Raw genomic sequence first — 15,400 nt, 5'->3', positions numbered from 1 at the left:
CCGTCCGGCCCGTCCCAGCGGGTGGCCTCGGCCAGCGCGCCCACCCAGGCCAGTCCCGCGCAGCCGGCCCAGGAGAGCACCTCGCCGGTCAGCGCGTGGTGGGTCGAGCCGAGGTTGCCGTCCGGCCGCTGCCGGGCGACGACCGCGTCGAGGTTGGACCGGACCGCGTGGACCCACGCCGGCCGCGAGCCACCCGGGTCGCCGTCGAGTTCCAGCGCCCGGACGAGGAACTGCGTCGCCTCGGCGAGGGTGCGTGAGTGCAGCGTGTGCGGCACCGGTGACCAGCTCTGCGACCAGCCCCGGTGGCGGTACCAGACGCCCCAGAAGGTGCCGGACGGGGACAGCTCGGCGCAGCAGAAGTCGATGACCCGTTGCGCGGCCGTGACGTCGGCCGTCGCGCCGACCCGCCGGCCGTGAGCCAGCAGCGCGTACGCCCACGGGATGCCGCTGATCCAGCCCACGTGCATGGCCTGCCGGTCCACGGGCAGCCCGTCCTGACCGCTGATGCCCCGGTCGAACGCGACCGTCTCCAGCAGGACGCCGGGCTCGGCGTAGTGCCACCGGCGCAACCCCTCGGCGGCCAGCGCGGCGGCCTGCGTGACGTCGACCCAGGGCCGCAGCGGGGCGGCCGCGGCCTGGCGGGCGTGCTCCTCGCGCAGCACGGCCGCGTAACCGTGCCGGTCCCGGTCCAGCAAGTAGACGGCGAACTCCAGTTCCACCCGCTCGCCCGGGCGCCAGGTGTGCGTGCTGACCTCGGCGGGCCCCGGTACCGCGGATCCGTCGTAGCTGACCGGGGCCTCCCGGAACGGAAACGTCAGGTGCAGGTGTCCGCGGCCGCGCCCGGCGTCGTGCCCGAACCCCAGCCCGGTCATGCCGAGGGCGGTGGTCTCGTCGGCGACCAGGGCGACGCCGCCCTCGCCGGCCCAGCCGAACACGGCCGGGGTGGCCGCCCGGTCGGCCCGGAACTCCCAGTGGTCGCTCACCATGCCGGCGTGGTCGACGCCGTCGACCGCGAACCGGGGATACACCCGCAGGCAGTCCGCCGGCCGGTTCTCGCCGTAGAACGCGCCGGGCAGCAGCCACCACGGCGGGTCGGGGTCGGCGGCGAGGTCGACCCGGTACCGGATTCCCGCGTCCACCACCGATTCTCCCCGGTACTCGACGGTCAGCCGGGCGTTCCGTCGCCCGGTGGCCGACGGCGGCGCCCAGTGGAGGGTGGCGGTGAACGGCCCGTCGGCGGCCGGTTCGGCGCGGCCATCGGACCAGACGACGTCGACCGTGCCGGGCGCGGGGCCGGCCGTCGCACCGGCCGCGTCACGCGGTGGCGTCAGGGCTGCGATGGTAGCGGGCGGGGGGCCGGTCACCTTGGCGCGCACGTCCTTCTCGCTCTGGGATCGATGCCACTATTGAGTCGCCAAGATAGCGGAAATAGGGCCCCTAGAACCAGGGCCCGGACGGCCAGAACGCATTGACACGAGCAAAAAGCGTGTGGTTGCGTCTGTGGGTTCGTTCCCACAAGCGGTCCGGCCGCTCACTCCCCCGGGAGCTTCCCGATGCATCGCTCACTGTCCAACCTGACCCAACGCATCGACCGGGTGCTGCTCGAACGGTTGATCCCCGCGATCTACCGCGACGTCGAACCCGTGACCGTCGAGGCGGCCCACCTGCCCGGCGAGCCGGTGCCCGCCGACGTCGGGCTGGCGCTGCCCTACGCGCCGTTCACCGTGGGCCAGCTGTGGGGCCCCGCCTGGAGCACCACCTGGTTCCGGTTCACCGGCGAGGTGCCCGAGCGGATGCGCGGCGGGCGGGTCGAACTGATCGTCGATCTCGGCTTCGAACGGGCCGGGCCCGGATTCCGCTCGGAGGGCCTCGCGTACACGGCGGACGGCACGCCGATCAAGGGCATCGAGCCACGGACGGCGTACGTGCCGGTGGCGCGGGAGGCGGCCGGCGGCGAGCGCGTCGAGGTGTACGTCGAGGCCGCGGCGAACCCCCGCTTCGACGGCACCGTCACCCAGCTCGGCGACCGGGAGACCGCCCCCGACCAGCCGCTCTACCGGCTCGACCGGGCGGAACTGGCGGTGCGGGACGAGGAGGTGTACGCGCTCGCCCTGGACGTGCAGGTGCTGCACCAGCTCGCCCTGGAGCTGGCCGTGACCGACCCGCGGCACCACGAGATCCGTCGGGCCCTGGAGCTGATGCTCGACGAGCTGGACCTCGGCGACCTCACCGGCAGCGCGCCCGCCGCCCGCAAGCGGCTGGCCGGCGTCCTCGCCTCCCCGGCGGCGCCGAGCGCCCACCGGGTCACCGCCGTCGGCCACGCGCACATCGACTCCGCCTGGCTCTGGCCGGTACGCGAGACGATCCGCAAGTGCTCGCGCACCTTCTCGAACGTCGTGGCGCTCGCCGACGAGTACCCCGAGCTCGTCTTCGCCTGTTCCTCCGCCCAGCAGTACGCCTGGCTGCGCGAGCACCACCCGCAGGTGTACCGCCGCGTGGCGGAGAAGGTGGCCAGCGGGCAGTTCCTGCCGGTCGGCGGCATGTGGGTGGAGTCCGACACGAACATGCCGGGCGGCGAGGCCCTGGTACGCCAGTTCACCCAGGGCAAGCGGTTCTTCGCCGCCGAGTTCGGCGTCGAGCCACGCGAGGTCTGGCTGCCGGACTCGTTCGGCTACTCCGGGTCCCTGCCGCAGCTCGCCCGCCTCGCCGGATTCCGCTGGTTCCTCAGCCAGAAGATGTCCTGGAACCAGACCAACCGCTTCCCGCACCACACCTTCTGGTGGGAGGGCATCGACGGGAGCCGGATCTTCACCCACTTCCCGCCGGCCGAGACGTACAGCTCGGAGCTGAGCGGGCGCGAGCTGGCGTTCGGGGTCGCCAACTTCACCGAGCACGGGCGCTCCACCGCGTCGCTGCTGCCGTTCGGCTACGGCAACGGCGGCGGCGGGCCGACCCGGGAGATGCTGGAGATCGCCCGCCGGGTCGCCGACCTCGAAGGCTCGCCCCGGCTGGCCATCCGTACCCCGGCCGAGTTCTTCGCCGAGGCGGAGCACGAGTATCCGGACGCGCCCGTGTGGAACGGCGAGATGTACCTCGAATACCACCGGGGCACGTACACCAGCCAGTCGGCGATGAAGCGCGGCAACCGGCACACCGAGCACCTGCTGCGCGAGGCCGAGCTGTGGTGCGCCACGGCGGCGGCGCGGACCGGCCACGAATACCCGTACGACGAGCTGGACGCCATCTGGCAGGAGACCCTGCTGCTGCAGTTCCACGACATCCTGCCGGGCAGCTCGATCGCCTGGGTGCACCGCGAGGCCCGGCAGACGTACGCGAGACTGGCCGACCGCCTCGAAACGTTGATCGACGCGGCGCTCGCGGCGCTCACCGGCCCGGGGTCGGTGCCGCTGGTCGCCAACGCCGCGCCGCACGCACGGCCCGGCGTGCCGGCGCTCGGGATCGCGACGACCCGCGCGGACGGCACCGCGCCCGACGTCGCCGCTGACGAGGTGTCGGTGCGGACGGGCCCGGACGGCACCGTGCTGGACAACGGCCTGCTCCGGGTGCGCATCGCCGCCGACGGGACCGTCGCGGCGGTCCGCGACCTGGTGGCCGACCGGGAGGTGCTGCCGGCCGGCGCCCCGGCCAACGTCCTGCAACTGCACCCGGACCTGCCGAACAAGTTCGACGCCTGGGACGTCGACGAGTTCTACCGCAACCGGCGGCACGACCTCACCGAGGTCACCGAGCTGACGGTCCAGGCCGACGATCCCCGGTGCGTCCGCGTCCGGATCAGCCGCCACGACCGGAACTCCGCGTACGTGCAGACGGTGTCCCTCGCCGCCGGGGAGCGGGTGCTGCGGTTCGAGACCGAGGTGGACTGGCACGAGCGGGAGACGTTCCTCAAGGTGGCCTTCCCCATCGACGTCCAGGCCCCGCACTCCAGCTCGGAGATCCAGTTCGGCCACATTCAGCGGTCCACCCACACCAACACCTCGTGGGACGCGGCGCGCTTCGAGATCTGCGCCCACCGGTGGCTGCACGTCGGCGAACCGGGATACGGCGTGGCGCTGGTCAACGACGGCACGTACGGCCACGACGTGACGCGCCGGCCGCCCGGTGACGCGCAGGGCGCGCAGCCGACCACCGTACGGCTGTCCCTGCTGCGCGGCCCCCGCTATCCCGACCCGGACACCGACCGGGGCGCGCACCGCTTCGGCTACGCGCTGGTCTGCGGGGCGGAGATCGAGGACGCGGTACGCGAGGGCTACCGGGCGAACCTGCCGGTCCGCCGGCGTACCGGCGGGCACCCGGTGGACCCGCTGATCGAGGTCAGCGACCCGGCCGTCGTGGTGGAGGCGGTGAAGCTGGCAGACGACCGCTCCGGCGACGTGATCGTCCGGCTGTACGAGTCGCTCGGCGGACGCGCCCGCGCCCGCCTGCGCACCTCGTTCAACCTGGCCGGGGCCCAGGTGGTCGACCTGCTGGAGCGGGCGGACGAAGCGGTCGCCGCGCTGGCCCCGGTCACGGTCGAGGGCGACGCCGTCCACCTCGCCCTGACCCCGTTCCAGGTGGTGACGCTCCGGCTCAGGCCGGCGCAGGCCTGAGACAGTGTGGTGACACCCGGGCGTGATCCTCGCTGAGTCTGTCAGCGAAGATCACGTCCGGGTCGCTGGGTCAGGACGCCGGGTCGTCGGCGCGGCGCAGCGTCACGTCGGCGACCCCGTGACCGGCCACGGTCACCGGGCCGCCGCCGGTCACCCCCGGGCCGGCCCAGTCGACGGTGGCCGCCACCGGTTCGGCGCCGATGTTGCGCAGCCGTACCCGCACCGCCTGCTCGCCGACCGGCCGGACCTCGGCGAGCAGGCGGTCCGCCGGTTCCACCCGGAGCCCGCTGCCGCCCGCCGCGGCGACCGGTCCCGCGTACCGCCGCGCCTGCAGCGGTTCCAGCAGGTTCCGGCCGTACACCCGGACCTGCTCGCGGGTCACGGGGCCGGGGCGCGCGGCGAACCGGTACCGGTACCGCCGGGTCCCGTCCTGGCTCGCCTGGAAGTTGGTGAAGTGCAGGTTGTTCATCAGCCAGCTGTTCACCTGCCCACCGGCCACCGCGAGGGTCCGCGCCCACCGCCCGGTGTGGAAGCCGCCGACCTGCACCAGCGGCGCGTCGAAGCTGCCCCACAGGATGCCGTGGTCGCGGTTGGTCACGCCGACGGCGTGCTGGACCGAGTACCAGTCCTTGCTGGTGTCCGGGAGCTGTTCGGTCTCGGCCGCGTACACCGCGCCGGTGGTCTCCAGCAGGAACTCCGGGTCTCCCACCGCGAACGGGAACGCCACGAAGATGCTCTCCGGTTCCAGCCGCGCGGGCTTGACCAGGTGCACGTCGAGGTCCACGACGTCGACGTCGCGGTAGAGGGTGAGCGCCACGGTGGCCGCCGGGAGATCCGGCGGGGTGACCCGCCACGTGATGGTGGCCAGCTCGGCCGACTCGGCGATCGTCGGTTCGTCCTCGCCCCGGGCGACCAGCCGTTCGAAGTCCGGTCCCGGGTGATCCGGATGGAAGTCCTTGGGCGAGCGCACCACCATCGGGTGGTCGCAGCCGGCGGGGATCCTCTCGATCACGACGGCGCCCAGCCCGTGCGGCACGGCGGTGTCCACCAGCTCCCGACCGTCGCGCTGGTCGACCAGGGACACCACACCGCCGCGCGCCGGATCGACCACCACCCGGTACGGCCCCTTGGCGATCTCCCGGCCGTGCCGCGCCGTCGACGCTGCTGCGGGCGGCGGCAGCACGGCCACACCGAAGGCCGGCGCCCGGGCGACCAGCCGGCACCGGCGGGTCGTGTCCAGCTCGACCTCGACGGGCTCGGTCCGGTCCCGCTCGGTCGGGTTGACCACGAGGATCCCGTCGCCCGCGGCCGGCACGGGCGCCGCGTCGGCCGGGCCCGCGCCGCTCGCCGCGAGCCGGAACATCCCCTCGACGGCCAGGTCACGCGCGAGGTCGTACGCCTGGTACGCGAACCCGGCCTTGGCGTTCCAGTGCGAGTGGCTGAAGGTGGAGTGCGGCTTGGAATACGTCTCCCAGGAGCCCCAGGTGTGCTCGCCGAAGAGCAGCAGGTCCTCGTCCACCCTGGCCAGGTCGGCGACCACCTCGCCCTCGTCGCGCAGCCGCGTCGGCCCGCGCCGGTAGCCGAGCACGTGGGCGAGGGCCGGTTCGCCGTCCCCCCTGAGCATGCTCAGCCCGAGACTCGTCTGGGCCGCCCGGGCGAACGACCGGGCCTCCCGGTAGACGGCCACCTCCCGGGCCGTGGAGCCGTGGCCGTGCGACCACCAGTCCGACCACTCGCCGCGTACGACCGGCACGTCCGCCCGGCTGGCCTGCGACTCCAGCAGGTCGAGGGCCTCGTCGATGGTCGCGGTGCGCATGGGCGGGTTGCCCGGTACGGCGTTCCAGTGCCGCACCACGTCGAGGAACAACGGCGTCGGCCAGCGGTTGTCGTTCGCCGCATGGACCACCGCGACGTCGTACGGGTAGTCCGGGCGCGCCGCCAGTCGCTCGACGAAGGCCGCGATGTGGCGTTGCGCGGCGACCACGTCGCCGTCGACGATCCCCCACTCCTCGCCGATGCCGTAGTGCGTGGACAGCCACACGAACACCCGGTCGCCGCTGGGACCCTCCCACCAGAACCCGGTCGGCTGCTCGTACGGCGCCCGGCCGTGGTCGGGGTTGAGCGCCATGACGAGCCGGGACATCCCCGCCCGGCGCATCGCCTCGACGGTGCCCCAGGGGATCCCGTTGACGTCGCCGTGCTGCTCGGTGCGGACAGGCAGCCCGGCGGCCCGAAGCACCTGGACCGCGTCGTACGCCGCCCCGAACTCCGCGTCGGACGGCAACTGGGTCATGTTGAGGTAGCCACCCGTCACGGCAACCTGCCCCTCGTGCACGAGCTGCCGCAGCCGCGCCGCCCCGGCCTCGCCGGTCTCGGCGAGGTGGCGCAACACCGGCCGGGCCACCTCGAACGTCCAGCGGAACTGGGCCGGGCCCGGTTGCGGGTACGCCTCGCAGAGCCGCAGCACCTCGCCGACGACACGCCGGTGCTGGTCGTCCAGCAGCCGCGGGCTGTTGGTGTAGCCCACGTCGTGGTGGGTATGTCCGATAAGAAGGATCTGGCTGATGGTCGACACTCAGGCCCCCGATTGTGGCATCGTTGTCACACCGGATCCAACTCCACTTCGGCCGCTCTGGCAACCCCAGTTTTGCCTCTGACCTGGGCCGATATCTAATGGAAACATTCTCCACTTGTGTCCGGTCTCACGTTCGGATACGGTCCCGCCTGGTACGGATTCCATGCTGACTTCAGCCTCTTGAGGGCCGGTCCTGCCGGCCCCGCACGCCGTCGAAGGGACCCAGATGAGGAAAAGGCGATCTGCCTTCATAGCCGCAGGCGTCGCCGCCGCACTTGTCGCGACTGCCGCCTGCGGCTCGTCCGAAGGCGACAACGGTGGCGAGGCCGCGAACTTCGACGCCAAGCCCACCGGCACCTTGAGTGCCTGGGGCTTCAACAACGCCGACGACGTCGGCAAGGCCCGGATCGAGTACGCGGCGAAGCAGCTCGACGGCGTCAAGATCGAGATGGACCAGACCGGCTTCGACGCGCAGAAGTTCACCACCCGCCAGGCCAGCGGCAACGTCCCCGACGTGGTGCAGATGGACCGCGAGCTGGTACTCACCTACGCCGCCCAGGGCCTCATCCAGCCGCTGGACAAGTGCCTGGAGGTCAACAAGGTCACCAAGGACCGCTGGTACCCGTCCGTGGCCAACGACGTCACGTACAAGGGCCAGATGTGGGCGGTGCCGCAGTTCTACCAGCCGGCGGCGATCATCCTGAACAAGAAGGCCATGGACGCGGCGGGCGTGCAGGACGCCGACATCGACACGTCGAACCCCGACAAGCTGCTCGCCGCCGTCGCGAAGATGTACAAGGCCAGCAACGGCGTGCCGACGACGCTCGGGTTCAACCCGCAGGCGACCGGCCAGATCAACCTCTGGCTCGTCGGCATGGGCGGCAAGCTCGCCGACGCGGACGGCAAGCCCACCCTGGACGACCCGAACAACGTGGCCGCGCTCGAGCTGCTCAAGAAGATCGTGGACGCGCAGGGCGGGTTCGCGAAGTACAAGAGCTTCACCGACTCGTTCGACATGTTCGGCGAGAAGAACCAGTTCGTCCAGAACCAGGTCGGGGCGGAAGTGGACGCCCAGTGGTACCCCAACGTCCTCTCGCCGTACAAGGACAAGATCAAGCTGGGCGCCGTGCCGTTCAAGGGCAAGGACGGCAACCCGGTCACCCAGGCCGGCGGCACCTCGTTCGTGATCCCCGCCCAGGCCAAGAACCCCTCGGCCGCCTGCAAGTGGGCGCTCGCGTTGACCGAGGAGGGCTCCTGGAACGCCGCCGCCGAGGCCCGGGCCAAGACGGTGCAGGAGAAGAAGTCCATCAACACCGGCCTGTTCACCGGGTCGCCGGTGTCCGACAAGGCCATCCGGGAGAAGTTCGTCAAGCCCAGCGGTGACGCCGGCTTCGACCAGGTGATCAGCACGTACTACGAGGTCGCGGGCGCCGGCAAGAGCGTGGGAGCCTCGCCGGCCGGCCAGCAGATCAAGCAGGAGCTGCTGAACGCCGTCACCGCGACGCTGCTCGGCAGCAAGCCCGCCCAGCAGGCGCTCGCCGACGCCCAGACGGCATCGATGAGCGCGTACAAGACCGTTACCGGCGGCTGACCGCCAGCAACGTTCCTCGTGGGCGTGGCGGGTCCTCGCATGGCGCGGGAGCCCGCCACGCCCCATTGTGGAGATCTTGCGATCCACCCCGGGAACCTCCGGCACCCCGGCACACCATGGAGGCGTTGGATGACAAGTACCACCGTCGCACCCTCCGGCGACGGCACTCGCGACAGCAGCAGGAAGCGGCCGGCCCGGGGAAGGAAGTACAACCGCCGGGAGGCGCTGGCCGGCTACCTCTTCATCTCGCCGTGGATCATCGGCTTCCTCGTCTTCACCGCCGGGTCGATGATCTACAGCCTCGTCATCTCGTTCAGCAAGTACAACCTGGCGACCAACGTCATCCGACCGACCGGGACCAGCAACTACGAGGCGTTGCTGGAGAATCCGAAGGTCGCAAAGGCGCTGGCGAACACCCTCTTCTACGCCGTGCTGGCCGTACCCCTGGAGATCTGCTTCGCGCTGCTGCTGGCGGTGCTGCTCAACCGGGTGGGCCGCGGCGCCGGGTTCTTCCGCACGGTCTACTACCTGCCGAAGATGACCCCGGCGGTGGCCACGGCATCGATCTTCCTCCTGCTGCTGAACGGCAACACCGGCGCCATCAACCAGGGCCTGCGCCTCATCGGCATCGAGGGCCCGCAGTGGCTGGTGGACCCGACGTGGGTCAAGCCGTCGATCGTGCTCATGACCCTCTGGACGGTCAGCGGCACGATGGTCATCTTCCTGGCCGCGCTGAAGAACGTGCCGCGAGACCTGTACGAGGTCGCCGCGCTCGACGGGGCGGGTCCCGTCCGCCAGTTCTTCTCCATCACCCTGCCGATGATCTCCGGGGCGCTGTTCTTCAACGTCATCATCCTGACCATCGCGGCGTTCCAGGTCTTCGACCAGGCTTACCTGCTGTTCTGGCGGGACCAGAACAACGTGGCGCCGGAGGCGTCGCTGTTCTACGCGGTCTACCTGTTCCAGGAGGCGTTCCGGCAGTTCAACTTCGGCTTCGCGGCGGCGATGGCCTGGCTGCTCTTCGTCATCCTGATGATCCTGACCTTCATCCAGGTCAAGGTCGGCAACCGCTTCGTGTACTACGAGGGAGAGCGGTCATGACGACAATCGGCCCCAGCACCGCACCCACCGCAGCCCCCGTCCTGGCCCAGGCCGTGGACGCGGCGCCCTCCGCAGGGCTACGGGAGCCCGAACGCCGGCCCACGAAATGGACCGTCGGGCGGGTACTGCTCACCCTCCTGCTCGTCGGGTTCGCCGCGTTGTTCCTGTATCCCCTGGTCTGGCTGATCGCTGCCAGCCTCAAGCCGGCCAGCCAGGTGTTCGACAACTCGTTGATCCCCAAGACCTGGCGGTGGGACAACTACGTCCAGGTCTGGAGCGAGCTGCCGCTGCTGCACTGGGTGTTCAACAGCGTGTCGATCGCACTGCTCGCCGCGGTGACGGTCGCCATCTCCAGCTCGATGGTGGCCTTCGGGTTCGCGTACTTCCGCTTCCCCGGCCGCAACCTCCTGTTCGGGCTGGTCCTGGGCACGATGATGCTGCCCGGCGCGGTCACGATGATCCCGATGTACCTGATCTGGAAGGAGACGGGTCTCCTCGGCACCTGGGTGCCGCTGTTCGGCGCCAACCTGTTCGGCTCGGCGTTCTACATCTTCCTGCAACGGCAGTTCTACCTGAGCCTGCCTCGGGAGCTGTTCGAGGCGGCCCGGATCGACGGGGCCAGCTACTGGCAGCTGTTCTGGAAGATCGCCATGCCGCTGTCGATCCCGTCGTTCGTCATCGTCTTCCTGTTCGAGTTCCAGGCGGCGTGGAACAACTTCCAGGGCGCGCTGATCTATCTCAACGGGGAGTCGATGGAGGACTTCACCGCTCCGCTCGGCATCGCGTACGCCATGACGAAGTACAGCCCCACGGCCGGTGGGGAGGGCGACTACCAGTACGTCATGGTCGCCTCGCTGCTCGTCACGCTGCCCATGCTGCTGCTGTTCAGCTTCGGCCAGCGGTACTTCATCGAGGGCGTCGCCACCCAGGGTCGCAAGGGCTGATCCTTGGCACGCGGTCGGGGCCCGGGCGCGGCGCCGGGCCCCGACCGCGTCCTCGCTTGTCTGCCATGTCTGTGGCAGCGATCGGCTTCGCCCCTGCAGATCCGTCCGCCGCGACGGCCCCGCGCCCCCCTCCGGTGGACGGATGCCGCTGGCGCTCGTCGCCTCGCCGTCGACGCGAGCGCGGCGCGATCGGGGTCGGGGGATCGCTCGGCCACCCCTTCGGACGCGAGAAGGGCCCGACGCACTAGCATTGCCCCAGTCCGGGACGGCTCTGCTGAAACGAGGCGAAATGCGTTGGTTCCAGCGGTTGCTGGGCGGCGGGCGGGTGCAGCTCGACCCGGGACGACAGCAGGCGCTGCTACGGGACGTCCAGCACCGGTACGGCGCCCACGCGCAGATCCGGTTTCCCGAGCAGGTCGAGGCTGTCACCGGGATGCTGACCGGCGACGACGGCCTGGTGGTGGCGGCCCGGATCGTGAGCCAGGTCGCCGACGAGGCCTACGCGGACCTCCAGGCCCAGGCCCACGAGATACACCGACGGACGGGCCGGCGCCTCCTGGTGCACCGTCGCAACTACCGGCCGCTGTGGCTGGAGGCCGGCCCAGCGCTGCGCTGGCCACTGATCGCGTTGCCGAGCGGCTTCCACCCGTACGTCCAGGTGGCCGCCGCCGTCGCGGTGGTCGGCAGCCAGGCGTCCCGGCTCGACCGGGTGACCGACCCGCACCCGCTGGTGACCCACGTCTTCGAGGTGCTCGACCTCACCACCGCCGGCTGGGAGTACGGCGGGGTGCGGATCGACACCGACGCCGCCGCCCTGGCGGATCGACTGATCTCGAGCGCCGGACAGATCCTCGCGGCCATGGACGACCCGCCCCGGCTGCCACCCGCGGTCCGTGAGCTGATGCGCCGCAACAACACCCTCCACGTGCACGATCCGGCCGGCCCTCGGGCGGTGGGTGCCATCAACCTGGGCGCGAGGATGCGGGAGCGTCTCCTGGCCTGAGGACACCGCTTGTGGCGCCGAGCGGCAGCGGGACTGGGCGAGGATCAGTGCTTCTTCCATCGCGCGGCCAACTGCTGGTACTGCGCGACCAGCTCGTCCCGGGTCGCTCCCCCGCCGTAGACGGAACGCCACAGCAGGTCCCGGAAGCGGAGGTAGTCGAGGTCCTGTGGGGTCGCCTTCTGGTCATCGTCGAGCGGCCACCCTCGGCTCGCCATGTAGTGCTCACCAGCCGCCCTGACGTCGGCCATGCGCACCACGAGTTCGTAGTCTCCGAACGCCGGGTCGTCGGGGCTGACGACGGGCGGGATCTCAGTCTCCGACGTGAAACCCAGACCCGCGAACAGCATCAACACGGCGTCCTGCATCACCGGCAGGTCGCCTTCGCGGCCGGTGACGACGGCCGCCACGGCGTCCGTCGAAGGCGTCCGGCCTGCTTCCACCGCCCAGGCACGCAACGCCTCCACCGCGGCGTCCGGGTCGACCCGCCCGGGCCGGCCCTCCGGGTGCCGGTACCCGCACGACTCGTCCGTGTCGGGCAGATGCAGCGAGAAGCTGAGACCCGCCGGCGTCCGGCACTCCAGGTGGGCGCAGGCGCTGTTGGACACGTACGCCGCCAGAGCGGGAGCCGCCGTATCCGCCGCGAGACCGTCCACCCCTGCGGACAACCGCAGCCGCTCGGTGCGGAACGGCGTGACTCCCACCCGCTGCCAGCCCCGGCCCAGGTCGTAGAGCCCGAGCTTGTTGCCCCGGGAGGTCGGCATGGCGAAGGAAGAGCCGAACGCCTCGCGCACCCCCGGCTGCGACGGAAGCGTGGCGGTCGTCGGTCTTGCCAGCAGCAGTGTCCCGAACCAGCCCATGAGGTCGAACTCTAGGGGGTGACGGAACCTGGGCCGTCGAGCATGTCCTGCAACGGATTTCGTCACGCCTGTCAGACCCCGAAACCCGATAGCCATGTCGACCCGGCCGATGCGATGATCGACATCTGGGTCGCTAGCTCAATGGCAGAGCATTCGACTGAGTAGCGCCTCCGCTCTCCGCCTGTGCGGTCATGGCAGCGCTTCCTTCTCCTTTTTGGATCGAAGGGTTCGGGGTTCGAGTCCCCGGCGACCCACTGTGCCGCGGCTGCACGCCGGCAACCGCCGGAGTCGACCGGACCGGAGGACCACGTGCTCGAGAAGCTGATCATCCAGAGGACCCTGCGCGTGCCGGTCAGCACCGGCCCGGCCGGCGACGGCACACCGGTGGCCCGGCAACTGGACGCGGCACTGCTCGATGTCGGGTTCTCGGCGTCGCGGGCGCTGCTGGAACACATCGGCACCCTGGCCCCCGCGCCGGCGATGGACCTCGCCGCTACGGTCGTCTCGGCGGTACGCGAGCTGGTGGGCGACCACGTCCAGCACAACGCCTACTTCATCGGCTTCCCCGACGACGTGCCGGACACCATCGAGTTCTGGACGGACCGGCTGCGGGCGGCCGTACTCACCGGCGGGGGCACGGCGACCGACGAGCAACTGCGGGACGCCGTCGCGTCGGGCGGGGTGAACCTGCTCGACCTGCCGGCCTACGGGACCTACCAGCACACCTACGCCGAGCTGTTGGCCGCGCACGACGACCTGATCACCGCAGCCGGTGACCGGGTGACCCTGCTGTGTCTCGGCGACACCGCCGACGCGGAGGCGGCACGGCTCTATCTGGCCCTGGCCGGCAGCGCGACGCCACACGGCGAGGCGGACCTCGCGATCCTCAGCGAGCTGGCGGTCGCCTGCGTGGACGGCGCGCAGCCGGCCGAGATTCCGGTACGGGAGAACCGTGCCGTGCTCAACGGGATCCGGCTCGTCCTCGGCCGGCCGTTGGTCGGCGTGGACACGACGACCGACGTGCTGCGCCTCGCCTGCCAGGTCTCCGGTGGGGACGCCTCGCTCGCGACGCCCACGCGGTTGCGTGCCTTCCGGCGCCCGGAGCGGCGGATGCTGTTGGCCGCGCTGGACGAGGTCGTCGGTGCGAGTCCGGAGAAGCTCGGTGACGTCGCGCGCTACGCGGAGCGGTGGAAGCGGCTCGGGGAACGGCTGCACCCGCACGAGTACGACCAGTGGCCGCACGCGCAGGAGGTGTTCGCGGTCGCGCGTGGCGAGCGGCGGGTACGCACCATCGCCGGCCGCGCGGAGGCGGCGATGCGCGCCGGAGCCGTCGGTCGGGCCGCATCGGTGCTGTCGGCTGCGCCGGGCCTGCTCCTGCGATCCGCCGACCGGCTGCTGCGGCTGGCGCCGGCGTCGGAGCGCACCGCCGTCGTCGAAGCGGTCACCGGTGCGCTCGGCTCGGCGTCGGGCCGGGTGCTCCTCTCGCTGCGGGAGCACGTCGACAACCGGCTGACGCCCGCGTCCGCCCGGATGTACGCGAGCCGCTCGCGCAACGCCTGGGTCGGGCCCGACGAGCGGCCGCCGCTGCCGGCCGGGCTGGTGGCCGAACTGTCGTCGCTGCTCGACGCCGAGATCGGCGCCCGGCTGCCGGAGTCGGAACGACCGCTGGTGGTGGACCCGCAGGTGCTCGACGTCGCACTGCCGCTGTCCGGCAAGGCGACCGAGGACGGTTTCGCGGTCCTGCCGAGAGGCTCGCGGGCATCGGTCTCCGGTGAGCTGCTGCGCTTCTTCACGTACTGGCGCCAGAGCAGCCGCCGCACCGACTACGACCTGTCGGTGCTGCTGCTCGATGACGAGTTCCACAACGCGGGCCAGGTGTCGTGGACGAACTACCGCCACGACGGCGTGGTGCATTCCGGCGACGTCACCGACGCGACGAACGGTGCGACCGAATTCATCGACGTGCCGCTGACCGCCCGCGGGCACTACGTGGTCCCGCAGGTCAACATCTATTCGGGCGAGTCGTTCGACGAGGTCGCCGAGTCGATGTTCGGGTACCAGACCCGCACACGGGACCAGCTCGGCGCCCCGTTCGACGCACGGACCGTGCGGGCGCGTTCGCACCTGCGCGGCCAGGGCCGGGTCGCGCTGCCGATGGTGTTCGCCAGGAGCGAGCATGGCTGGCAGGCCGTGTGGCTGCACCTGTACCTGCGGGGCAGGCCGTCGTTCAACCGGGTGGAGGAGAACACGTTCACCACGGCCGACCGGGTACGAGCGCTGATGGAGCGGCGTCACCTCACCGTGTCCTACCTTGTCGACCGCTGGCGCGCGCGGACTGAGGTGACGATGTGGAGCGGCCGGCTGCCGGACGAGCCGGTCACCTTCGTCGGCATCGAGGCGCCCGACGACCTGCCGGACGGATCGGAGGCCTATACACTTGATCGGCTCAGTGAGCTGATCCCTGAGTAGGCGGCGAGAGCCGAGGCCATGCGGGCGCTTCCTGCTATCCCGTTCGATTCGGTACCTCCGCGCAAGCGGAGGATCTGGTATTCAGCGCCCACGCTCTCCTCGGCCCTCGCCTGCTGCTCGCCCGGGTCGCGGTGTCCACCCGGGTGAGCCACCGGGATCCTTCGGCCGCGTTCCCGGCCGGGGGGACTCATGACGCACGTGGGTGCGCGCGCCGTGCGGTGAGGACTGCCGGCGACGTAGCGTGGCCGGCAGG

The 15,400-nt window shown here is 71.2% G+C and carries 8 protein-coding genes and 1 tRNA gene; 7 read left to right on the top strand and 2 right to left on the bottom strand.

Annotated features, from left to right (window positions below):
• Positions 1 to 1,553: 1,553 nt before the first annotated feature.
• Positions 1,554 to 4,607 (top strand): alpha-mannosidase, encoded by a 3,054-nt coding sequence (locus tag ACSNN9_RS00455; RefSeq protein ID WP_436670624.1) that lies wholly within the window; start codon positions 1,554 to 1,556, stop codon positions 4,605 to 4,607.
• Between the two features lie 70 nt (positions 4,608 to 4,677).
• Here the strand turns inward: ACSNN9_RS00455 and ACSNN9_RS00450 are convergent, their stop codons facing one another.
• On the bottom strand, positions 4,678 to 7,182 hold the full coding sequence (locus ACSNN9_RS00450; RefSeq protein WP_436670623.1) for a hypothetical protein: 2,505 nt from the start codon (positions 7,180 to 7,182) through the stop codon (positions 4,678 to 4,680).
• 226 nt (positions 7,183 to 7,408) lie between these two features.
• On the opposite strand from ACSNN9_RS00450, the gene ACSNN9_RS00445 reads away from it, so the two are divergent.
• The 4 genes from ACSNN9_RS00445 (at position 7,409) to ACSNN9_RS00430 (ending at position 11,821) form a co-directional block, all read left to right on the top strand.
• Positions 7,409 to 8,773 (top strand): ABC transporter substrate-binding protein, encoded by a 1,365-nt coding sequence (locus tag ACSNN9_RS00445; RefSeq protein WP_436670622.1) that lies wholly within the window; start codon positions 7,409 to 7,411, stop codon positions 8,771 to 8,773.
• Positions 8,774 to 8,902: 129 nt separating this feature from the next.
• On the top strand, positions 8,903 to 9,874 hold the full coding sequence (locus ACSNN9_RS00440) for a carbohydrate ABC transporter permease (RefSeq protein ID WP_436670621.1): 972 nt from the start codon (positions 8,903 to 8,905) through the stop codon (positions 9,872 to 9,874).
• Positions 9,871 to 10,818, top strand: a complete 948-nt coding sequence (locus tag ACSNN9_RS00435; protein WP_436670620.1) for a carbohydrate ABC transporter permease — start codon at positions 9,871 to 9,873, stop codon at positions 10,816 to 10,818. Before ACSNN9_RS00440 ends, ACSNN9_RS00435 begins: the two co-directional genes overlap by 4 nt.
• 289 nt (positions 10,819 to 11,107) lie before the next feature.
• Complete coding sequence (locus ACSNN9_RS00430; RefSeq protein ID WP_436670619.1) at positions 11,108 to 11,821, top strand: hypothetical protein; 714 nt, start codon at positions 11,108 to 11,110, stop codon at positions 11,819 to 11,821.
• Positions 11,822 to 11,865: 44 nt separating this feature from the next.
• On the opposite strand, the gene ACSNN9_RS00425 is transcribed toward ACSNN9_RS00430, so the two are convergent.
• Positions 11,866 to 12,678: a hypothetical protein gene (locus tag ACSNN9_RS00425; protein WP_436670618.1), complete on the bottom strand. Its 813-nt coding sequence runs from the start codon at positions 12,676 to 12,678 to the stop codon at positions 11,866 to 11,868.
• A gap of 127 nt (positions 12,679 to 12,805) precedes the next feature.
• On the opposite strand from ACSNN9_RS00425, the gene ACSNN9_RS00420 reads away from it, so the two are divergent.
• Both ACSNN9_RS00420 and ACSNN9_RS00415 read left to right on the top strand, forming a co-directional pair.
• A tRNA-OTHER gene (locus tag ACSNN9_RS00420) sits at positions 12,806 to 12,932 on the top strand.
• Positions 12,933 to 12,987: 55 nt separating this feature from the next.
• Positions 12,988 to 15,147 carry a hypothetical protein gene (locus ACSNN9_RS00415; protein ID WP_436670617.1) on the top strand — a complete coding sequence of 720 codons (2,160 nt, stop codon included), beginning with the start codon at positions 12,988 to 12,990 and terminating at the stop codon, positions 15,145 to 15,147.
• Positions 15,148 to 15,400: the final 253 nt, after the last annotated feature.

The sequence above is a fragment of the Micromonospora sp. URMC 107 genome, assembly GCF_051386315.1.
Taxonomy (GTDB): Bacteria; Actinomycetota; Actinomycetes; order Mycobacteriales; family Micromonosporaceae; genus Micromonospora.
Note: the sequence above shows the minus strand (reverse complement) of the source record. Positions and strands in the feature narration are given on the sequence as shown.